The organism is Paraburkholderia flagellata (genome assembly GCF_021390645.1).
GTDB classification, from domain to species: domain Bacteria; phylum Pseudomonadota; class Gammaproteobacteria; order Burkholderiales; family Burkholderiaceae; genus Paraburkholderia; species Paraburkholderia flagellata.
Genome location: NZ_JAJEJT010000001.1, coordinates 2408205 through 2429746, shown reverse-complemented (window position 1 = coordinate 2429746; position 21542 = coordinate 2408205). Strand labels below are relative to the sequence as shown.

The following is a 21542-nucleotide window of genomic DNA, read 5'->3' as shown; positions in this document are numbered from 1 at the left end:
CTTTCGTCATGCGGCGCCTGCGGGCGGGGCAGCCCGCGCACGCGGGCCGCAGGTCACCTAATTCGGTCGGTGGCCGAGGTGGCGAAGCCGGTGGATGCGCCGCCGGCCACGTCGGCGCCCGCGGCGGCGAACCACGCGCGGGTGTTCGTCACGTCGCGGGCGATCGCGGCGGTGAGCGTTTCGAGGTCGGGAAACTTCTCCTCGTCGCGCAGCTTCTTGAGGAACTCGACGCGCACGAGCTTGCCGTAGGCGTCGCCGTGCCAGTCGAGCAGATGCACTTCAAGCAGCACGCGGCCCGAGTCGTCCACGGTCGGGCGCAGGCCGAGGCTCGCGACGCCTGGCAGCGGGCGATCGGCCATGCCATGCACCATCACGACGAAGATGCCCTTGAGCGCCGGCCGCTTGTGGCCGATCAGCAGGTTCATCGTGGGGAAGCCAAGGTCGCGGCCGAGCTTCAGGCCATGCGTGACGTGCGCGCTGATGTGATAGCCGCGGCCAAGCGAGGCGCGCGCGGCGTCGAGGTCGCCCGCGTGCAGTTGAGCGCGAACGGCGGAGCTGGAAATGCGCACGCCCGAGGGGTCGGCCACCGTCGCCATCTGTTCGACTTCGAAGCCGTGCTGGGCGCCCGCAGCCTGCAGCGAGGCGAAGTCGCCCGCGCGCTTGGCGCCATAGCGGAAGTCGTCGCCGATCATCATCCAGCGCGCGTGCAGGCCGCCCACGATGATGCGCTCGACGAACGCCTCGGGCGACTGGCTTGCGAACGTGTGGTTGAAATGCTCGACCACGACCCGGTCCACGCCGTTTTCGCGCAGCGCCTCGAGCTTGTCGCGCAGCATGGCGATGCGCGGCGGGGCGCTCGCCGGGTTGAAGAACTCGCGCGGATGCGGCTCGAAGGTCATCACGCAGACGGGCAGGCCGCGCGCGTCGGCAGCCGCGCGCACGCGCGCGAGCAATGCCTGATGCCCGCGGTGGACACCGTCGAAATTGCCGATGGTCAGCGCGCAGGGCGCGCGGCTTTCGGCATTGGGAAGACCGCGGAAGACTCTCACGATAGCGGAACCTGGTGGAACCTCGAAAAGCGCGCTGGCGCAGCACGCGTACTAAGGACCTTCTGATTTGGCCACTCGCGGCCCACGGACCGCGACGAAACAGAAGATTATAAACGCACGAGGCGACGATCGCCGCCGCGCGAGCGTTGAGCAGGTCCCCCCGATGATAAAATCCGCGGATGAAAAATCTCGTTATCCTGATTTCGGGGCGGGGCAGCAACATGGAAGCCATCGTGCGCGCTTGCGCGCAGGAGGCTTGGGGCGCGCGCATTGCCGCCGTGATTGCCAACCGTCCTGACGCCGCGGGCCTCGCGTTCGCGGCTTCGAACGGCATTGCCACGGCGGTGGTCGATCACCGCCAGTTTCCCGATCGCGCCAGCTTCGACGCGGCGCTCGCTCAAGTCATCGACGGCTATGCGCCGGACCTCGTCGTGCTGGCGGGCTTCATGCGCGTGCTGACCGAATCGTTCGTCGGCCATTATTCGGGTCGGATGCTTAACATCCATCCTTCGTTGCTGCCGATGTTTCCGGGCCTCAAGACCCACCAGCAGGCGCTCGACGCGGGCTGCCGCGTGCACGGCGCGACGGTGCACTTTGTCACGCCTACGCTGGATCATGGTCCGATCGTCGCGCAGTCGGTGGTTCCGGTGCGCGCGGGCGACGACGCTGCGGCGCTCGCCGCGCGTGTGCTCAAAACTGAACATGTGATGTATCCGCGTGCGGTGCGCTGGTTCGTCGAAGGGCGCCTCGCGCTCGACGGCGAGCGCGTGACGCTTACGCCGGCCGAGCCACAGTGGCTCTTCTTTGACGACTCGCAAGCCGCCGGGGAGGGCGCATGAGACTGCATGGATTTCTGATTGGACAGACCGAAACGTTGCTCGCCGACGTCCTCAAATTCACGGGCCCCGCGGATGCGGTGACTAGCCGCTTCTTCCGCGAGCATCCGAAGCTCGGCCACGCCGAGCGCGGTGTGATCGCCGAAGCCGTGTTCGCCGTGCTGCGCCGGCGCATGGAGTTCGCGCACCTGGCCGAAAGCGGCACGGGCAGCCCGACGCGCCGCCTCACGCTGCTCGGTCTCATGGCGACGGCGGGCCGCTCGGCGATCCGGCCGTTCGTTTCCGACGCCGAGGCCACGTGGCTCGAGCATGTTTCGAAGATCGACCCGGCGAGCCTGCCGCAGCGCGTGCAGCTGAATCTGCCGGAATGGATCATGAAGGCGCTGGAAACGCGCTTCGAGCCCGCCGAACTCGCGCAGCTGGCCGCCGCGCTGAACTACCCGGCGCCGTTGGATTTACGTGCCAATCCCATCAAGGCGAACCGCGACGAACTGATTCGCTCGCTGTCCGAGTCGGGCATCGAAGGCGGCGAAACGCCGTTCGCGCCCTTTGGCGTGCGCGTGACGGGCAAGCCTGCGCTCGCGAAGCTCGATTCGTTCAAGAACGGCTGGTTCGAGGTGCAGGACGAGGGCAGCCAGTTGCTGTGCACGCTCCTCGCTCCGCGCCGCGGCGAGATGGTCGTGGACTTCTGCGCGGGCGCGGGCGGCAAGACGCTGGCACTCGGGGCAATGATGCGCTCGACGGGCCGACTCTACGCCTTCGACGTGTCCGACCGGCGACTCGCCAAGCTCAAGCCGCGCCTCGCGCGCAGCGGCCTTTCGAACGTCAATCCGGTGCTGATCGACAGCGAGCATGACGCCAAGATCAAGCGGCTTGTCGGCAAGATCGACCGCGTGCTCGTGGACGCGCCGTGCTCGGGCCTCGGCACGCTGCGCCGCAACCCCGACCTCAAGTGGCGGCAGTCGCCGGAGTCGATCGCCGAACTCGCGCCCAAGCAACTGTCGATTCTCACGAGCGCGGCGCGCCTGCTCAAGCGAGGCGGCCGTCTCGTCTACGCGACCTGCAGCATTCTCGAAGCCGAGAACGAAGCGGTCGTCAAGCAGTTCCTCGAGGCGCACCCCGATTTCGTGCTGGTGAGTGCGCGCGATGTGCTGGCCGAGCAGCGCGTGGGCCTCGACACGGGCGACTACCTCGCGCTGTGGCCACACCGCCACGCCACCGACGGCTTCTTTGCCGCCGTGCTGGAGCGTCGCGGCGAAGCCACGCCCAGGACGAAGGCGGCCGGCGCGCAGACCACGCCCGAAGAATCCGCGGCGGTGCGGCAGGCGTCCGATGCGATCGCAAAGGCGCAGGGAAGCGAAGCCGCCGAGCCGGACGCCGCGTTGGAATAAGCGCGCGGCAGGCAGCCGCGATGTGGGACCGTCCGGTCGGTATGAGCCGGACGGCCCGCGCAGAAGGCGTGGAACACGGGATCGCGATACTGTTGAGCTACGCGAAGTGCAGATCGCGGTGAAAGACTAGATGGGGGCAGATGTCGGAAAAAGGGCCGGTTGGGGTGCGGCAAAGCGCCTCGAAGCGTCCTTTAGACGTTGACGCCGTGGTCATTAAAGAAAAAAATCTCCCTTTGTTACAAACACTTGGAACGGTTCTAGTAGAATGCCGTCCAACCGTATCGAGTCGCTTTCACTTTCTTGACACTGGCGCCTGGCTGAAAGGCCGACGCGCTTCGCTTCACAGGTAAATGCCTTGTTGAACTCCCTGCTTGATTTCCTCGCCCACGGCGTGCTCCATTTCTCGTGGTGGCAGATCGTGCTGTTCGCGGCGGTGGCCACCCACATCACGATTATCGGCGTGACGGTGTACCTGCACCGCTGCCAGGCGCACCGTGCGCTGGACCTGCACCCCATCGCGAGCCACTTCTTCCGTTTCTGGCTGTGGATGACCACGGGCATGCTCACGGGCCAGTGGGCGGCGATCCACCGCAAGCACCACGCCAAGTGCGAAACGGAAGAAGATCCGCACAGCCCGCAAACGCGCGGCATCTGGAAGGTGCTGCTCGAAGGCGCTGAGCTCTATCGCGCCGAAGCGAAGAACGAAGAAACGCTGCGCCGCTTCAGTCACGGCACGCCCAACGACTGGATGGAGCGCAACGTCTACACGCGCTATCCCATTCTCGGCGTGAGCATCATGATGGTGATCGACGTCGCGCTGTTTGGCGCGGTCGGCCTTACCGTCTGGGCCGTGCAAATGGCGTGGATCCCGTTCTGGGCGGCTGGCGTCGTGAATGGCCTCGGTCACTTCTGGGGCTACCGCAACTTCAATTCGTCTGACGCAAGCACGAACCTTCTTCCGATCGGCATCATCATCGGCGGCGAGGAACTGCACAACAACCACCACACGTTCGCGACTTCCGCGAAGCTCTCGAACAAGTGGTACGAGTTCGATATCGGCTGGATGTACATCCGCATCATGCAGGCGGTGGGTCTTGCCAAGGTGAAGAAGGTCGCGCCCACGCCGCGCCTGACCAAGGGCAAGCTGGTGCCCGATCACGAAACGCTGCAGGCCGTGCTGTCCAATCGCTATGAAGTGATGGCGCGTTACGCCAAGACCGTGAAGCAGGCATACCGCCAGGAACTCGCGCACCTCAAGGAAGTGGGCGAGCGCGAGAAGTACAAGGTCATGCGCGGCGCGCGCAAGTGGTTCGACAAGGAAGAAGCCTGCCTGAACGAGCCGCAGAAGCGCCAGCTTCCGCAAATTTTTGCGAGCAGCCAGAAGCTGCGCACGTACATCGAACTGCGCAACGAACTGGCCGCGATCTGGGAACGTTCGAGCGCCTCGCGCGAACAACTGCTGACGCAGCTGCAGGATTGGTGCCATCGCGCCGAACAAAGCGGCATCAAGGCGCTGCAGGAATTCGCGTCGCGCCTGCGCCGTTACGCCTGATTGGCCCTATCGTCCCGAGTGGTTTTTGGCCTCTCAGTGAGGCGTAAGAAAATCCTTTAGAATGACGAGACGTCACAAAACCCCGCGCTGGCGGGGTTTTTCTTTTTGGGCCGCAAAAAAGCCGGAGTCCCCACAATGGCTTCAATGGCGCGGCGATCGGTAGGGGCAGGAGATGATGAGTCAGGCAATCAGGAAGGTCGAATACGACCGGCCGCAGGGTGCCGTCTGCGGCGTTGGACAGGCTTGGGCGCGCGTGCCCGATGCACCGTCCACAGCGGAGCGCATTGCATTGAAGGAGCGGATTCGCGCGTTGCTCAAGCGTGAGAAGGCGGTGCTTGTCGCGCACTATTACGTGGACCCCGAATTGCAGGAGCTCGCCGACGAAACCGGCGGCTGCGTGGCCGATTCGCTCGAGATGGCGCGTTTTGGCCGCGACCACGAGGCACAGACGCTCGTCGTGGCGGGCGTGCGCTTCATGGGGGAGACGGCGAAGATTCTGAGTCCGAACAAGCGCATTCTCATGCCCGATCTCGACGCGACCTGTTCGCTCGACCTGGGCTGCCCGATCGACGAGTTCTCGGCGTTTTGCGATGAGCATCCGGATCGCACTGTGGTCGTCTATGCGAACACGAGCGCGGCCGTGAAGGCGCGTGCGGACTGGATGGTCACGTCGTCCATCGGCCTCGAGATCGTCGCCGACCTGCATGCCAGGGGCGAAAAAATTCTGTGGGCGCCGGACCGGCACCTGGGCAGCTACATCCAGAAGAAGACCGGCGCGGACATGTTGCTGTGGCAGGGCTCGTGCCTCGTGCACGACGAGTTCAAGGGCATCGAACTCGATCTGCTGCGCGCCGAATACCCGGACGCGAAGATTCTCGTCCACCCCGAATCGCCGGAAGGTGTCGTCGCGCTTGCGGACGTGGTCGGCTCGACCACGCAACTTATCGATGCCGCCGTGAAGCTCGACGCGCAACGCTTCATCGTCGCGACCGACTTGGGCATCCTCCACAAGATGCGCCTCGCGGCGCCGGGCAAGACCTTCATCGAAGCGCCTACGGCCGGCAACAGCGCCACCTGCAAGAGCTGCGCGCATTGCCCGTGGATGGCCATGAACGGCCTCGCGAATCTCGCCGACGTGCTGGAGCGTGGCCACAACGAGATTCACGTCGATACCGCGATCGGTGAGCGTGCGCGTCTGCCGATCGATCGCATGCTGGCGTTCGCGGCAGAACACAAGCGCCGCGTGCAGGCGAGCGGCGACCTCGCGCGCGATACGGCGCTGTTCTCGCAAGTGGGGGCGGCGTAAATGGGTGCACTCGAATTGCTCGCAGTCGATGCCGTTTCGCCCGTGCTCGATGAAGTGCGCGCGCAGTACGGCGCAGCGTTCGACGCCGCGATCGTACGGAACGTGGCCGACGCGCTCGAAGAAGACGTAGGCGCAGGCGATCAGACCGGCCGCCTCGTGCCCGCCGACGAAATGCGCGACGCTCGCATCATCGTGCGTGAAGAGGCCGTGCTGTGCGGCGTGCTCTGGTTCGACGGCGTGGTGAAGCACGTCGATCCGCGCATCGAGGTGCGCTGGCACTATCGCGAAGGCGACCGCATGGCCGCCGACACGACCGTGTGCTCGCTGCGTGGTCCGGCGCGCTCGCTGCTCACGGCCGAGCGCAACGCGATGAACTTCCTGCAACTGCTTTCGGGCGTGGCGAGCGTGACGCGCCGCTACGTCGACATGATCGCGCATACGCAAACGCGCATTCTGGATACACGCAAGACGCTGCCCGGCCTGCGCCTCGCGCAGAAGTACGCGGTCCGCGTGGGCGGCGGTGTAAACCAGCGCCTCGCGCTTTACGACGGCATCCTGATCAAGGAAAACCACATCGCGGCGGCGGGCGGCGTGGACGCGGCGATGGACGCTGCACTGGCGCTCGATGCGGGCGTGCCGATCCAGATCGAGGTCGAGACGCTCGAACAGCTTGAAACGGCGCTTGCGCACGGCGCCAGGTCGGTTCTGCTCGACAACTTCTCGTTCGACATGATGCGCGACGCGGTGAAGCTCACGGCGGGGCGTGCGGTGCTCGAAGTCTCGGGCGGCGTGAACTTCGACACGGTGCGCACGATCGCGGAAACCGGAGTGGACCGGGTATCGATTGGCGCACTGACGAAAGACGTGCGCGCGACGGACTTCTCGATGCGCATTGTCTGAATCCGCAAGTTCGTTGGGCTGACGCGAAACGAAAAGGCCGCCTCGCGATTGAGGCGGCCTTTGTTTTTGCGGCGCGTTTAGTACGGAGGTCTTACGAAACCGTGCGATTGCGTACGCGTTCCGGCGCGAGCACGGTCGGCAGCGCCTTGGGCAGCGAGTTCGGCCAGTCACGGCTGTAGTGCAGGCCGCGGCTTTCGCGGCGCGAGCGCGCACTTTCCACGATCAGCGAAGCGACTTCGACGAGGTTGCGCAATTCCAGCAGGTCGCGCGTGACGCGGAAATTCGCGTAGTACTCGAGAATTTCATCACGCAGCAGGGCGATGCGATGCTGCGCGCGCTCGAGCCGCTTGTCGGTGCGCACGATGCCGACGTAGTTCCACATCAGCCGGCGCAACTCGTCCCAGTTGTGGGCAACGACGACTTCCTCGTCAGAATCGGAAACGCGGCTTTCATCCCAATCCGGCAGAGGCGCATGCGCGCCAGCGCTGAAGCCTTCTTCCTCGATCGCCCCGGCGGCCGAGCGGCCGATCACGAGGCACTCGAGCAGCGAATTGCTCGCGAGACGGTTCGCGCCGTGCAGGCCTGTGTACGAGGTCTCGCCCACGGCGTAGAGGCCCGCGAGATCGGTGCGCCCGGCCAGATCGGTGACGACGCCGCCGCAGGTATAGTGCGCGGCGGGCACAACCGGAATCGCCTCCTTCGTGATGTCGATACCGAACTCGCGGCAGCGCGCGAGGATGGTCGGGAAGTGCTCCTCGAGAAAAGCCGGCGGCTGATGGCTGATGTCGAGATGCACGCAGTCGATGCCGTGCTTCTTGATCTCGAAGTCGATCGCGCGCGCGACGATATCGCGCGGCGCTAACTCGGCGCGTGCGTCGTGCGCGGGCATGAAGCGCGTGCCGTCCGGCAGGCGCAGCACGCCGCCTTCGCCACGCACGGCTTCGGAAATGAGGAACGACTTGGCGTGCGGGTGAAAGAGGCAGGTGGGGTGGAACTGGATGAACTCCATGTTCGCCACGCGGCAGCCCGCGCGCCACGCCATGGCGATGCCGTCGCCGGTGGCCGTGTCGGGATTCGTCGTGTAGAGGTAGACCTTGCCCGCGCCGCCCGTGGCGAGCACCGTGTGCGGCGCCTGGATCGTCACCGTGCGGTCGTTCTTCAGATCGAGCGCATACAGGCCGTGGCAACGGCGGCCCGGCAGGCCCAGGCGGTCAGATGTGATGACGTCGATCGCCTGATGGTCTTCGAGGATCGTGATGTTCGGGTGCGAGCGGGCGCGCTCGAGTAGCGTTTGCACGACGGCGTGGCCGGTGGCGTCGGCCGCATGGATGATGCGGCGATGACTGTGGCCGCCTTCGCGCGTGAGGTGAAAGCCGAGTTCGGCTGCGGCGTCCTTCGTGAACGGCACGTCCTGGGCGATCAGCCATTCGATAGCCTCGCGGCCATGCTCGACGATGTAGCGCGTTGCCGCCTCGTCGCACAGGCCGCCGCCCGCGACGAGCGTATCGTCCACGTGGTTTTCCACGCTGTCGGCCGAATCGAGCACGGCGGCAATACCGCCTTGCGCGCGGTCGCTCGCGCCTTCGGTCATCGCGCGCTTGGCAATGATGACGACGCGACGCGAGTCGGCGAGATTCAGCGCGACGCTCAGTCCTGCGAGGCCGCTGCCGACGATCGCTACATCGAAATTCATGATCCTGCTTCTCCGTCTCTCTTGTTCTACGCTTTCCGGCCGCCGCGTTTGCCGCGGTCCTGCGCCGTCGCAGGCATATGACACGCGTGTGGCAGCCGGTATAAAGCGGGAAGCATACTCCGAGAGAGGAGCGAGCGGATAGCGGCAGTTAGGGCGCTGCCGTTAAAACACCGTTGCATGGCGCGAACCGAGGCGGCGCGGGCGCGCAAAAAGAAAAACCCCGCTAGAAAGCGGGGTTTTTCTGTCTTCGTCAGGCTCGAAACCCGATCAATTACTTGATCTTGGTTTCCTTGTACTCGACGTGCTTGCGAACAACCGGGTCGAACTTCTTGATCGACATTTTTTCCGGCATGTTGCGCTTGTTCTTCGTGGTCGTGTAGAAGTGACCCGTGCCTGCGGTCGACTCGAGCTTGATCTTGTCGCGGATACCCTTGGCCATGATTTACTCCTTACAGTTCGCCGCGTGCGCGCAGGTCTGCGAGCACGGAATCGATGCCGTTCTTGTCGATCAGGCGCAGGCCTGCGTTCGAGATGCGCAGACGCACCCAACGGTTTTCGCTTTCAACCCAGAATCGGCGGTTTTGCAGATTCGGGAGGAAACGGCGCTTGGTCTTGTTGTTAGCGTGGGAAACGTTGTTGCCGCTCATCGGCGCTTTCCCAGTGACTTGGCATACGCGTGCCATAAGTACACTCCTACGGAATTCTGAGTTCGAGAGCCGCTTAAGTTTCCCAGGGCGAGAAATGGCCGGAAAAGAGAGCGCTCACGTATGGATGAGAGACAACCTCGAACCCAGGCCATATTTCCCCTGGAAGGCCTTGATGGCTTTCAGAACAGGGTTGGAAATAGGCAAACCGAGATTCTAGCAGAAAAATCCCTGGAAAATCAAACACGATTTGCACATGTTGTTGTGCGGCGCCGTAGATTCCCGCAGTTGCACCTACGCGCGGCAGCCTCAGCTCCAGCCATGGCGCGCAAAGGAAAACGTCTCCCGTGTGCCGATGACCAGGTGGTCGATGAGTTGGACCTCCACGAGCGCCAGCGTTTCGCGCAACACCCGCGTGAGGCGCCGGTCGCTCGCGCTCGGCTGCACCGCGCCTGAAGGGTGATTATGGGCGACGATCAGGCTCGCGGCATTGAGCGTTAGCGCGCGCCGCACGATTTCACGAGGATACACCGCCATGCGCGTGAGCGAGCCGCGCGAGCTTTCCTCCGAGCGGATCAGCCGATGGCGCGCATCCAGAAAGAGGCAAACGAACACCTCGTGCGGCCGCCCGCCGATCAGAAGACGCAAATAGTCCTCGACCGCGCCTGGTGAGTCGACGAGCGGCTTGTCGTCGAGCGCTTCGGCGAGGGCGCGCCGCGCGAGTTCGGTCACCGCTTGCAGCATCGACGCTTTCGCGGGGCCGATGCCGCGCAGGGCCTCGAACTCTTCGCGCTGCGCGTCGAGCATGGCGCGCAGCGATCCGAATTGGACCAGGAGCGTGCGGGCCACCTCGAAGACGTCGTGGCCCGGCAAGCCGGAGCCGAGCAGGATCGCGAGCAGCTCCGCGTCCGATAGTGCAGCCGCGCCCGCCGTGCGCAGTCGCTCTCGGGGCATGTCGCGGCGCCGTGCCGCGGGCGCCGTGACATTGCGGTCCGACGCCGCGGGCACAGCCGGCGCGGGAAGTGCGGTGTCGCCTGGGCCGCGCTCCGCACAACCCAGACCGTGCGGGCGGCCGGCGAGGGCGCCGCCAATGGTGCCGGGCGCCGTGTCTGGCATGCAGGCAAGTTCGGTCATGGCAATCTCCGCAAACAAATCAGGAACGCGCAGCGCACGCGAGCGCGGGCGGTGGCACTGCACAATCGTGCCGAGACCGCCCCGGCCAACTGGCTTACAATAGATATTTTCCGGCCGCCCAAGGCAGGCCGGGCCGGCGCCTTGCGGCGCGCACGCGCGAAGCGCGCGTTCCGACGAAAAGAGTTACGCATGAGCATCATCGACATCTCCGAAGTGAAACCGGGTTCCCACGTGACGCTGCATTACCGGCTTTCGCTCGCCGATGGCACCGAAATCGTCAATACCTTTGTCGACCGTCCCGCCACCCTGCTGATGGGTGCCGGCCAGCTCGCGCCGCCGCTGGAAGATATTTTGCAGGGCCTGAAGGTGGGTCACCACTCGACCTTTCAGCTAGAACCGGGCGTCGCTTTCGGCCAGCGCAACCCCGACCTGATCCAGCGCGTCTCGCTCAAGACCCTGCGCGAGAACGGCATGATCGGCGAGGAGTTCAGCCCTGGCGACCTGATCGAGTTCAATGCGCCCAACGGCGGCCGCTACGCGGGTGTGCTCAAGGAAGTCAACGAGACCTCCGCCCTGTTCGATTTCAACCACCCGCTCGCTGGCCAGGCGGTTGCGTTCGAAGTGCAAATCATCGGAATCCTTTAAAGCCCATGACCAACACGGACACGTCCCTCACCGCAGACCTGGCTGACGCGGAAATCCTGCTCGCCCAGCCGCGCGGCTTCTGCGCCGGCGTCGACCGGGCCATCGAGATCGTCGAACGTGCGATCCAGCTTCACGGCGCACCGATCTACGTGCGTCACGAGATCGTCCACAACGCGTATGTCGTCGAAGACCTGCGCAAGAAGGGGGCGATCTTCATCGAGCAGCTCGATGAGGTCCCGTCCGGCAACACGGTGATTTTCAGCGCGCACGGCGTCTCCAAGTCCGTGCGTGCCGACGCCGAGGCGCGCGGCCTGCGCGTCTACGACGCGACCTGCCCGCTTGTCACGAAGGTGCACGTGGAAGTCGCGAAGATGCGCGACGAAGGGCTCGACATCGTCATGATCGGGCACAAGGGCCATCCGGAAGTGGAAGGCACGATGGGGCAGGTGGCCGAGGGCATGTACCTCGTCGAAGACATTGCCGACGTCGACGCGCTCAAGCTGCGCGATCCGCAGCGCGTGGCGTTCGTCACGCAAACCACGCTCTCGGTGGACGATGCCGCGGAGATCATCTCGGCGCTCAAGGCGCGCTTTCCCGCGATTCGCGAGCCGAAGAAGCAGGACATCTGCTACGCCACGCAGAATCGCCAGGACGCCGTCAAGTTCATGGCGCCGCAGTGCGATGTCGTGATCGTGGTGGGTAGCCCGAACAGTTCCAATTCGAACCGGTTGCGCGAAGTGGCTGAGAAGCGCGGCATTCCCGCCTATATGGTGGACGCCCCTGAGCAGATCGACCCGCAGTGGCTCGCCGGCAAGCGCCGGATCGGTCTGACGGCAGGCGCGTCGGCTCCCGAGGCGCTTGCGCAGGAAATCATTCGCCGCCTGCATGAACTCGGTGCGCGCAACGTTCGCGCGCTCGAAGGCATCGAGGAGAACATTGCGTTCCCCTTGCCGCGCGGACTTGGCCAGCCGGTCTGAAGCTACCCGCTCCCTGCAAGAACGCGCCCATCCGGCGCGTTTTTTTATGTCCGCGACGCGTGCGGGACATCAATAAAAAGGGCCATATTAAGAGAAAAGAGCGGTTAACCTCACATTGGCGAGGGGTTCTTATTAGTGTTTTCGCTAGAGTGCTGCATCGAATCGCGTGGTGTGACCCCGAATTTATGGCGCGATTGACACGCTTGCGACATGAATGCACCACGCCGGGGAAGCATTTTTATGCTCTCCCTTAAATACCATTCATTTGATCCAATGCCCGCCCGACAAGGCATTGCGGCAATTTTCTGCAACACATGATGTGAAGCTCGTCGATTTTTGGTGCAACTGGTGCACGAAAATGCGGCGCAACCTATGGTGCAACCCGACTCATACGGTTATCTAAAAATATGGTTGCAATGCAGGAAAACCCTGTCGGTTCAACAATATTGCCCGTCGCATAATTGGCGTTACAATGCGCGCGTTCTGAAGGCTGGATAGCGTTGAGAAGGCCATCAGGCAAGCATTTCGGAAGGCGCAGGAGACCTGATTAATGCAATTCAAGTCTGCTTTTTCCGCGTCATCGATTAATGCGGTTGCGCTGCGCAATGCGTGGCACAGCCGCCATAACGAGACGGGCATGAGCGCAACATCCATCATTCCTGGCATGCAGATTGCTTTTGCATGCATCGGCGTTGTCATGCCGGTTCGCCGCCTGGGTGCAATCGATCTCGCAGGTGAGATCCTGAAGTGCGTGGGCGGCCGGGGAGAGGGAGTCATGGATTGACGCATTCGCGTTTGCGGGCCGCAAGGCTCGTCGCGAATACGTCAACGCGAATATGACGCGTAGTTGATTGAACCCGACGGCACCGAACCATCCGACGGTGCCGTTTTTGCATCCGCTTTTGGCGAGCCTGCCGCTGCAACACAGCGACAACGCGAACCAGGGCGGCCAACCGTTACCGGTTTTTACTTCAATACCCGAAAGTGTCGTTGCGGTTCCGTAAAACATCGCCCACCGGCCGATGACGAGCGCGAATCCGGTTGCACGGGCTAAGGAGCATTAAATGGATATTTTCATCCAGCAGATCCTGAACGGGCTGGTGCTTGGCAGCATTTACGCCATCATCGCTCTGGGCTACACCATGGTGTACGGGATTCTGGGCATCATCAACTTCGCGCACGGCGACGTGCTCATGGTGGGCGCCATGGTCGCGCTCTCCGCGATCAACGTGCTCCACAATCACTTCCCGGGCCTCGGGAACATTCCCACGCTGTGCATTGCCCTTGCAGTCGCCGCGGTCGTGTGCGCGGGTGTCGGGTACACGATCGAAAAGGTCGCGTACCGGCCGCTGCGCCGGGCGCCGCGCCTCGCACCGCTGATCACCGCGATCGGTGTCTCGATCTTGCTGCAGACGCTCGCCATGATCATCTGGGGCCGCAATCCGCTCGCGTTCCCCCAGCTCATCTCGACCGACCCGATCAACGTCATCAAGCCGACTGAAACCGGCGTGGGCGCCGTGATCTCGATGACGGAAATCGTCATCATCGTCGTCGCGTTCCTCGTGATGGCGGGTCTCCTGATCCTCGTGCACAAGACCAAGCTCGGCCGCGCCATGCGCGCCATCGCCGAGAACCCGAACAACGCCTCGCTGATGGGCGTGAACCCGAACTTCGTGATCTCGGCCACGTTCATGATCGGCTCGGCGCTCGCGGCGCTGGCCGGCGTGATGATCGCCTCGGAATACGGCAACGCGCACTTCTACATGGGTTTCATCCCCGGCATGAAGGCCTTCACGGCCGCGGTGCTGGGCGGTATCGGCAACCTCGGCGGCGCGATGGTCGGCGGCGTGGTGCTCGGTCTGATCGAGCAGCTCGGCGCAGGCTACATCGGCAACCTGACCGGCGGGGTGTTCGGCAGTAACTATCAGGACGTCTTCGCATTCATCGTGCTGATCGTCGTGCTCGTGTTCCGTCCGTCGGGGCTGCTGGGCGAACGTGTCGCGGACCGCGCATAAGAGGGAGTAGCACAACATGACTTCAATTCAACCGATCGAGCCGTCGACGACGCTCATCCCCGAAAAGAACACGACCCGTACGCTCGCCGTGGGCATCGTGACCGCCATCGTCGTGGCTGCGCTGCCCTTCGTGGTCGGCGCCACGGGCGGCAACTACTGGGTGCGCGTGCTCGACTTCGCGATGCTGTACGTGATGCTCGCGCTGGGCCTGAACGTGGTGGTGGGCTTCGCCGGCCTGCTGGACCTGGGCTATATCGCGTTCTACGCGGTGGGCGCCTACACGGCCGCGCTGCTGACCTCGCCACACCTCGCGAATCAATTCACGTGGATCGCCAACATGTTCCCGGGCGGCATGCATACGCCGTACTGGATCGTGATCCCGTGTGCGATGGCGCTCGCCGCGCTCTTTGGCGTGCTGCTCGGTGCGCCGACGCTGCGTCTGCGCGGCGATTACCTCGCGATCGTGACGCTGGGCTTCGGGGAAATCGTTCGTATCTTCATGAACAACCTCGACCGTCCGGTGAACATCACCAACGGGCCGCAGGGCATTACCGGTGTCGCGCCTTTGCAGGTCTTCGGCTTCAATCTTGCGCAGCCGCACGAGATCCTCGGCTTCACGTTCACGTCGGTGTACATGTACTACTACGTGTTCGTGATCTGCGCGCTGCTCGTGATCTGGGTGTGTACGCGTCTGCAGCACTCGCGCATTGGCCGTGCATGGGCTGCGATCCGCGAAGACGAAATCGCCGCCAAGGCGATGGGCATCAACACCCGTAACGTCAAGCTGCTCGCGTTCGCGATGGGTGCGTCGTTCGGCGGTCTTTCGGGCGCGATGTTCGGTGCGTTCCAGGGCTTCGTGTCGCCGGAATCGTTCACGTTCTGGGAATCGGTCGTCGTGCTCGCCTGCGTGGTGCTGGGCGGTATGGGCCACATCCCTGGCGTGATTCTCGGCGCCGTGCTGCTCGCCATTTTCCCCGAGTTCCTGCGCTCGACGATGGGCCCGCTCCAGCACATGCTGTTCGGCCACGAAATCGTCGATACGGAAGTCATTCGCCAGCTGCTCTACGGTCTCGCCATGGTCGTCATCATGCTGTATCGCTCGGAAGGCCTGTGGCCCGCGGCGAAGCATGAAGACAAGATTGCCAAGATCGCCAAGCGCGCCAGCAAGAAGCCGGTTCGCGCATAACGGGGAGACCAGACTATGAGCAACAAATCCATCCGCCTGTCCGTGAAGGGCGTGAACAAGCGCTTCGGCGGCCTGCAGGCGCTGTCCGATGTCGGCCTGCAGATCGAGGAAGGCACGATCTACGGCCTGATCGGTCCGAACGGCGCCGGCAAGACCACGTTCTTCAACGTGATCACCGGTCTCTACACGCCTGACTCGGGCGAATTCAAGCTCGACGGCACGGCCTATACGCCGACCGCCGTTTATCAGGTGGCGCAAGCCGGGATTGCGCGCACGTTCCAGAACATTCGCCTGTTCGGCGGCATGACCGCGCTCGAAAACGTGATGGTCGGCCGCCACGTGCGCACGAAGCACGGTCTGCTGGGCGCCGTGTTCCAGACGCCGTCGGAGCGCAAGGAAGAGCGCGAGATCAAGGAACGCGCGATCGAACTGCTCGAATACGTGGGCATCGCGCAGTACGCGGACTACACGTCGCGCAACCTCTCGTACGGCCACCAGCGCCGTCTGGAAATCGCGCGCGCGCTTGCAACCGATCCGAAGCTGCTCGCGCTCGACGAGCCGGCGGCCGGCATGAACGCGACCGAGAAGGTCGAACTCACGCGCCTGCTCGACAAGATCCGCACCGATGGCAAGACCATCCTGCTGATCGAGCACGACGTGAAACTGGTGATGGGCCTGTGCAACCGGATGACAGTGCTCGACTATGGCAAGGTGATCTCCGAGGGGCTGCCGCAAGACGTGCAGAAGGACCCGAAGGTGATCGAGGCATATCTGGGTGCGGGGGTTCACTGATGTCGACATCGGTTCTGAAAATCAAGGGTCTGCAGGTCAATTACGGCGGGATCCAGGCGGTCAAGGGCGTGGACATGGAAGTCCGCCAGGGCGAACTCGTCACGCTGATCGGCGCGAACGGCGCGGGCAAGACCACGACGATGAAGGCCATCACGGGTCTGAAGCCGTACGCGGCGGGCGACATCGAGTACATGGGCCAGTCGATCAAGGGCGTGCCGGCATACGAACTGCTCAAGCGCGGCCTCGCGATGGTGCCGGAAGGTCGCGGCATCTTCGCGCGCATGTCGATTCTCGAAAACATGCAGATGGGTGCGTACCTGCGCAGCGACAGCGACGGCATCCAGAAGGACGTCGATCGTATGTTCGGCTTCTTCCCGCGCCTGAAGGAACGCGCCACGCAGCTCGCAGGCACGCTCTCGGGCGGCGAGCAGCAGATGCTGGCCATGGCGCGCGCGATCATCAGCAAGCCGAAGCTTCTGTTGCTCGATGAACCGTCGATGGGTCTCTCGCCGATCATGGTCGAGAAGATCTTCGAAGTGGTGCGCACGATCTCGTCGGAAGGCATCACGGTGCTGCTCGTGGAGCAGAACGCACGCCTCGCGCTGCAGGCCGCCAATCGCGGTTACGTGATGGACTCGGGCCTCGTGACGATGGAAGGCGAAGCCAAGCAGATGCTCGACGATCCGAAGGTGCGCGCGGCGTACCTGGGTGAATGAGCTCGGCGAATAAGCTGCATGGCGTTGCGGTCCTCGCGACCGCATAAAACAAAAGCCGCATGGGTGGAAACCCATGCGGCTTTATTCATGGCATCGACCAATAAGTCTAGACGACCGCTTCGGACTCCTGCACGGTGAGCCGCTTGCCGAGACTCACGACGGCATCGGTGCGATAGCCGAGCCGCTCGTAGAACGCGAGCACCTCGGCCTTGTCGGTGAGCACCTGAAGGTTCAGCTTCAGGCAGCCCATCGTGGCCAGCGCGTTTTCCGCATGGCGCACGAGCCGCGTGCCGAGACCATGACGGCGCGCTTCGGGGGCGACTGCGACCGAATAGAGCCAGCCGCGATGTCCGTCGTAACCGGCCATCGCCGTGCCGACGAGCGCGCCGTCAACGTCGCCGTCGTTGCGAATCGCGACGAAGAAAAGCTCCGGCTGCGTGCCGAGCTTGTTCGCGATCGACAGCCGCGGATTGCGGTGCGGCCGGCTCGTGTCGTTGTACTCGGGAAACGCCTGCAGCCAGAGCGCGATCACCGCTTCGGTATCGGCTTCGCTGAACACGCGGATCGTGACGGACATCGCTCGTGCTCCGTCCGATTACAGCGAGTCGAGAATCGTGCGCAGCATCGCCATCATCTGGTCGATTTCCTGCGTGGTCACGTTCAGCGCCGGCATGAAGCGCAGCAGGTTCGGACGCGCGGCGTTGAGCAGCAGGCCGTCGGGTTGCATGAGGCGCGCCTTCTCGACGATCTCCGGCCCGATGTCCTTGCCGAGCAGCAGCGCGCGCAGCAAGCCTTCGCCACGCTCGCCCTGGAAGCCGCGTTCAGCCGAAAGCTCGAGCAGCTTCTCGCGCAGATACTCGGCGCGAGCGCGCACGCCTTCGAGGAAGCCGGGCGCAACCAGTTGCGAGATCACCGAATAGCCCACGGCGGTCATCAGCGGGTTGCCGTTGTACGTGCCGCCCTGATCGCCCGCTTCGAACACGGCGATTTCCTTTTTCGCGAGCAGCGCCGCGAGCGGCACGCCGCCGCCGATGCCCTTGCCGAGCGTCATGATGTCCGGCTCGATGCCCGAGAGTTCGTAGGCGAAGAGGGTGCCCGCACGGCCGCAGCCACTTTGCACTTCGTCGACGATCAGCAGGATGCCGTGCTTTTTCGTCAGCGCGCGCAGTTGCTGCATGAATTCGCGCGTGGCGGGAATGACACCGCCTTCTCCCTGGATCGGCTCGAGCATCACGGCAACGGTCTTCGCGTTGATGAGCTTTTCAACCGAGGCGATATCGTTCAGGTCCGCCTTCGGGAAGCCCGGCACTTGCGGCGCATAGATCGTGTCCCAACCCGGTTTGCCGCTCGCCGACATCGTCGCGATCGTGCGACCGTGGAAGCTGTGGTCGAACGTGATGATCTCGTAGGCGCCGTCGCGATGCTTCTTGCCCCACTTGCGCGCGAGCTTGATCGCGCCTTCGTTGGCTTCGGCGCCGCTGTTGGCGAAGAACACCTTGTCGAAGCAGCTGTGCTCGGTGAGCAGGCCCGCGAGCTTCGCCATCGGCTCGTTGTAGAAGGCCGGCGACGGGTTGATGAGCAGGCGCGACTGCTTCTCCAGCGCCTCGATCATGCCTTCGTTGCAGTGCCCGAGGCTGTTGACGGCCCAGCCCTGGATGAAGTCCAGATATCGCTTGCCTTCGTTGTCGTAGAGCCACGACCCCTTGCCATGCGTGAAAACGATTTCGGGCCGATTGGTGATGTACATCAGCGACTCGATCGGGTACTCGGAATAATTCATGGCAACGGGCTCCGCGTTGGGGCTGCAAAAAGGGTTGAAAACGGGGTTGCAAAAGATACGGCGGAAAAACAAAAAGCCACGGACTGGCCGTGGCTTTCGTGATTCGAACTTGCTGTGCGTTGAGAAGTGCAACGCGCGTCCGCGAGTAGCCAGGCCCTAAAGATGGGGCGAGCGGCGACGTCGGAGAGCGGACAGGATGCAGTTCATGGCCGCAAGAATACGACAAGCCGAATGGCGATGTAAACCGTCAATGTGCCGAATTTTTCCAATCGGCCGAAGAATTTTTCGTGACGGCTCGTTTGCGGGTCGATGCGGGCCATTGCATTGTGCACGCAACGACCCGCTCGCACGACGCTCAGACGGCGTTCGCGAGGTCGGCGGCGCTCGTGAACGAGTCCGCGTAGAACTCGTCTTCGGGCAGGCCGTGGTGCTGCGTGAAGTCGCGCTGAGCGGACTCGACCATCACCGGCGCGCCACACGCATAGATCTGGAAACCCGAAAGGTCCGGCAGATCCTCGATCACGGCGCGGTGCACGAAGCCCGTGCGGCCGGTCCAGTGGTCGTCGGCGGCGGGCTCGGAGAGTACCGGGACGAAGCGGAAGTTCGGGATGTCCTTCGCCCATTGCTCGGCGAGATCCATCAGGTACAGATCCTTCTTCTGGCGCGCGCCCCAGTAGAGCGTAATCGGGCGGTTCAGATTCTTGTGGACCGCGTGCTCGACGATGGCCTTGAGCGGCGCGAAGCCGGTGCCGGAGGCGAGCAGCACGATGGGCTTGTCCGATTCCTCACGCAGGAAGAAGGTGCCGAGCGGCGCTTCGAAGCGCAGGATGTCGCGCTCCTTCATCTGCGAGAAGACGTGGTCCGTGAACTTGCCTCCCGGCATGTGGCGGATGTGCAGCTCGATCGGGCCTTCCTCGTGCGGCGCGCTCGCCATGGAGTAGCAGCGGCGCGTGCCGTCCTTGAGGATGAATTCGAGGTACTGGCCGGCGAGATACTGCAGGCGCTCATTGGCGGGCAGTTGCAGCTTGAGGATGACGACGTCATCGGCCTTGCGTTCGATGGCGGCGATGCGGGTAGGCAGCTTGCGCACCTGCACGTCGCCCACGCCCGCCACTTCGCGGATATCGATTTCGAGGTCGGTTTGCGCCGTTGCGCAGCAGAAGAGGGCCATGCCGCGCGTTCTTTCGTCATTGGACAGCGCCGAGGCCGCGTGAGCGCGCTGCTCGACTTCGCCGTGGCAGACCGTGCCCTTGCACGAGCCGCACGCGCCGTTCTTGCAGCCATACGGCAGGCCGATGCCCTGGCGCAGCGCCGCGTTGAGAATGGGTTCGTCGGGTTCGACCTGGAATTGCCGGCCGCTTTGCTTGAGCGTTACGTTGAAAGCCATATTCAGGGAAGCGTAAGTCTGTATCCGAGGGTTGAATTCGGGCGCGGGCCCTTCCGGACCCTTTGCGGGCAGTTTCCGGCTAGTGTCCGCGTTTTCTTGCCGGCCTTCGCCGCGAGGCCCGGGCCGCTAAAATGGTTCCACCATGATTGCCACACGAACCTTGCGCCGTGCGCGCATCCTGATTGTCGGTTGCGGCGACGTCGGCCTGCGCTGCGTCGCCCAGTTGCGCGAGCGGCCAGACCGCGCGCGGGTTTTTGCGCTCACGCGGCGTGCGGAGCGCGCAGACGCGGCGCGGGCCGCGGGCGCAACGCCGGTGCACGGCGACCTCGATTCCCGCACGAGCCTCGCGCGGATCGCGGGCCTGGCTGGCACCGTCCTGCACCTCGCTCCGCCGCAAAAATCCGGCGACGACGACCTGCGAACGCGCCGCCTGATCGCAGCGCTTGCGGCGCGCCGTCGCGCAGTGTCGCGGCCCGCGCTGGCCGGTGTGGCGCCGCGCGCATTGCGGCCCCCATTGCGTTCTCTCGTGGGCCGCATTCGCCGCAGCGCTTTCGGCGATGCCGCAGGCTATGGAGCATCCGTTATTGTACCCGAGCGCATCCGGCGGTTTTCCCGCACCCGGCGTAAGCGCCTCGAACGCCCGACACTCGTCTACGCAAGCACGACGGGGGTGTACGGTGATTGTGGCGGCGCGCGCATCGACGAAACCCGCGCGGTGCAGCCCGCTAACGCCCGCGCCAAACGTCGGGTATCGGCCGAACGGCAACTGCGGCGCGCAACGGCGCGCGGTGCGCTGAGCGCCACGATCGCGCGCATTCCCGGCATTTACGCTGCGAACCGTCTCCCGCTTGCGCGGCTCGCGAAGCGCACGCCGGCGCTCGTCGCGAGCGACGACGTCTACACGAGCCACATCCACGCGGACGATCTCGCGGCGATTCTCCTGCGCCTCGCGACAATTGGCCGCCCGGGGCGCGCGATCCACGCAACGGACGACAGCGAACTGAAGATGGGCGAGTATTTCGACCGCGTAGCCGACGCCTTCGGGCTTGCTCGCGCGCCGCGCGTGAGCCGCGCCGAGGCGGAGCGCGAACTCGAGCCCGTCTTGCTGTCGTTCATGCGCGAGTCACGCCGGCTCGCCAATACGCGCCTGAAGCGCGAACTGGGCGTGCGTTTGCGTTATCCCGATGTAGATGCGTTCTTGCGCACGCTGCCGCCGCACCCGTGACTTCGGGCGGGCGGCGCGGCGCAAAGCGTGCCGTTCACGTGATGGCCGGCAGCGCTTCGAGCAGGAGGAAGCACAATAGCGCTCCGATGAGCGCACCGATGAGGTTCGGTTGATACTGATGCCGCATATGCATCGACGCGAGCAGGCCCCCGATCAGAACCGCCCCAAGCGCCATGAATGCCATCAACACGAATGAGATTTCGAATGAGCCGTTGATGATCATGATGCTCCTCCTTGCAACTTGTAATCGTTCTTGAGACGAGTATAGGGCGGAAGCTCGGCAAGGACATGCTGCGGCGCGGCGAAAACGATGC

22 protein-coding genes are annotated in these 21542 nt (G+C 64.0%); 13 read left to right on the top strand and 9 right to left on the bottom strand.

Annotation, left to right across the window (positions count from 1 at the left end; genetic code table 11):
- Positions 1–53: 53 nt before the first annotated feature.
- On the bottom strand, positions 54–1049 hold the full coding sequence (locus L0U83_RS10875; RefSeq protein WP_233882601.1) for a bifunctional riboflavin kinase/FAD synthetase: 996 nt from the start codon (positions 1047–1049) through the stop codon (positions 54–56).
- 179 nt (positions 1050–1228) lie between these two features.
- Between L0U83_RS10875 and purN the strand changes: the two genes are divergently transcribed.
- The 5 genes from purN to nadC all read left to right on the top strand — a co-directional run bounded on the left by purN (position 1229) and on the right by nadC (position 7034).
- On the top strand, positions 1229–1888 hold the full coding sequence (gene purN / locus L0U83_RS10870; RefSeq protein WP_233882594.1) for a phosphoribosylglycinamide formyltransferase: 660 nt from the start codon (positions 1229–1231) through the stop codon (positions 1886–1888).
- Positions 1885–3276, top strand: coding sequence for an RsmB/NOP family class I SAM-dependent RNA methyltransferase (locus L0U83_RS10865; RefSeq protein WP_233882586.1), 1392 nt, complete (start codon positions 1885–1887; stop codon positions 3274–3276). Before purN ends, L0U83_RS10865 begins: the two co-directional genes overlap by 4 nt.
- Positions 3277–3631: 355 nt before the next feature.
- Positions 3632–4828: a DesA family fatty acid desaturase gene (locus L0U83_RS10860; RefSeq protein ID WP_233882584.1), complete on the top strand. Its 1197-nt coding sequence runs from the start codon at positions 3632–3634 to the stop codon at positions 4826–4828.
- 175 nt (positions 4829–5003) lie between these two features.
- Positions 5004–6134, top strand: coding sequence for a quinolinate synthase NadA (nadA, locus tag L0U83_RS10855; protein ID WP_233882576.1), 1131 nt, complete (start codon positions 5004–5006; stop codon positions 6132–6134).
- The gene (nadC, locus tag L0U83_RS10850; RefSeq protein WP_233882574.1) at positions 6135–7034 is read left to right on the top strand and encodes a carboxylating nicotinate-nucleotide diphosphorylase; all 900 of its coding nucleotides are present in this window, start codon (positions 6135–6137) and stop codon (positions 7032–7034) included. It abuts the gene before it with no gap.
- A 91-nt stretch (positions 7035–7125) separates the two neighbouring features.
- Here the strand turns inward: nadC and nadB are convergent, their stop codons facing one another.
- From nadB to radC, 4 genes are all read right to left on the bottom strand, one after another.
- Positions 7126–8727, bottom strand: a complete 1602-nt coding sequence (gene nadB, locus L0U83_RS10845) for an L-aspartate oxidase (RefSeq protein WP_233882571.1) — start codon at positions 8725–8727, stop codon at positions 7126–7128.
- A gap of 271 nt (positions 8728–8998) precedes the next feature.
- Positions 8999–9166 (bottom strand): 50S ribosomal protein L33, encoded by a 168-nt coding sequence (gene rpmG, locus L0U83_RS10840; protein ID WP_027817504.1) that lies wholly within the window; start codon positions 9164–9166, stop codon positions 8999–9001.
- A 10-nt stretch (positions 9167–9176) separates the two neighbouring features.
- Positions 9177–9410: a 50S ribosomal protein L28 gene (gene rpmB / locus L0U83_RS10835; protein WP_027794135.1), complete on the bottom strand. Its 234-nt coding sequence runs from the start codon at positions 9408–9410 to the stop codon at positions 9177–9179.
- 270 nt (positions 9411–9680) lie between these two features.
- A complete protein-coding gene (gene radC / locus L0U83_RS10830; protein WP_233882570.1) occupies positions 9681–10505 on the bottom strand; it encodes a RadC family protein in 825 nt (274 codons plus the stop codon).
- 189 nt (positions 10506–10694) lie between these two features.
- Here radC and L0U83_RS10825 point away from each other — a divergent pair, with 189 nt between their 5' ends.
- From L0U83_RS10825 to L0U83_RS10795, 7 genes are all read left to right on the top strand, one after another.
- The gene (locus L0U83_RS10825; RefSeq protein WP_201695416.1) at positions 10695–11150 is read left to right on the top strand and encodes an FKBP-type peptidyl-prolyl cis-trans isomerase; all 456 of its coding nucleotides are present in this window, start codon (positions 10695–10697) and stop codon (positions 11148–11150) included.
- A 5-nt stretch (positions 11151–11155) separates the two neighbouring features.
- Entirely contained in the window at positions 11156–12127 is a 972-nt protein-coding gene (ispH, locus tag L0U83_RS10820) for a 4-hydroxy-3-methylbut-2-enyl diphosphate reductase (protein WP_233882569.1), read from the top strand.
- A 550-nt stretch (positions 12128–12677) separates the two neighbouring features.
- Positions 12678–12911 (top strand): hypothetical protein, encoded by a 234-nt coding sequence (locus tag L0U83_RS10815; protein WP_233882568.1) that lies wholly within the window; start codon positions 12678–12680, stop codon positions 12909–12911.
- Between the two features lie 280 nt (positions 12912–13191).
- Entirely contained in the window at positions 13192–14142 is a 951-nt protein-coding gene (locus tag L0U83_RS10810) for a branched-chain amino acid ABC transporter permease (protein ID WP_233882567.1), read from the top strand.
- Between the two features lie 16 nt (positions 14143–14158).
- The gene (locus L0U83_RS10805) at positions 14159–15328 is read left to right on the top strand and encodes an ABC transporter permease subunit (protein WP_233882564.1); all 1170 of its coding nucleotides are present in this window, start codon (positions 14159–14161) and stop codon (positions 15326–15328) included.
- 15 nt (positions 15329–15343) lie between these two features.
- Positions 15344–16120, top strand: coding sequence for an ABC transporter ATP-binding protein (locus L0U83_RS10800; protein WP_233882562.1), 777 nt, complete (start codon positions 15344–15346; stop codon positions 16118–16120).
- The gene (locus tag L0U83_RS10795; protein WP_233882559.1) at positions 16120–16836 is read left to right on the top strand and encodes an ABC transporter ATP-binding protein; all 717 of its coding nucleotides are present in this window, start codon (positions 16120–16122) and stop codon (positions 16834–16836) included. The genes L0U83_RS10800 and L0U83_RS10795 overlap by 1 nt, the downstream gene beginning before the upstream one ends.
- 106 nt (positions 16837–16942) lie before the next feature.
- Here the strand turns inward: L0U83_RS10795 and L0U83_RS10790 are convergent, their stop codons facing one another.
- The 3 genes from L0U83_RS10790 to L0U83_RS10780 all read right to left on the bottom strand — a co-directional run bounded on the left by L0U83_RS10790 (position 16943) and on the right by L0U83_RS10780 (position 20003).
- Positions 16943–17413 (bottom strand): GNAT family acetyltransferase, encoded by a 471-nt coding sequence (locus L0U83_RS10790; protein ID WP_233882556.1) that lies wholly within the window; start codon positions 17411–17413, stop codon positions 16943–16945.
- An 18-nt stretch (positions 17414–17431) separates the two neighbouring features.
- A complete protein-coding gene (locus L0U83_RS10785; RefSeq protein ID WP_233882555.1) occupies positions 17432–18616 on the bottom strand; it encodes an acetylornithine transaminase in 1185 nt (394 codons plus the stop codon).
- Positions 18617–18971: 355 nt separating this feature from the next.
- Positions 18972–20003, bottom strand: coding sequence for a CDP-6-deoxy-delta-3,4-glucoseen reductase (locus L0U83_RS10780; RefSeq protein WP_233882553.1), 1032 nt, complete (start codon positions 20001–20003; stop codon positions 18972–18974).
- A gap of 142 nt (positions 20004–20145) precedes the next feature.
- Between L0U83_RS10780 and L0U83_RS10775 the strand changes: the two genes are divergently transcribed.
- Positions 20146–21228 (top strand): NAD-dependent epimerase/dehydratase family protein, encoded by a 1083-nt coding sequence (locus tag L0U83_RS10775; RefSeq protein ID WP_233882551.1) that lies wholly within the window; start codon positions 20146–20148, stop codon positions 21226–21228.
- Between the two features lie 34 nt (positions 21229–21262).
- On the opposite strand, the gene L0U83_RS10770 is transcribed toward L0U83_RS10775, so the two are convergent.
- Positions 21263–21451, bottom strand: a complete 189-nt coding sequence (locus L0U83_RS10770) for a hypothetical protein (protein ID WP_233882547.1) — start codon at positions 21449–21451, stop codon at positions 21263–21265.
- Between the last annotated feature and the right edge of the window lie 91 nt (positions 21452–21542).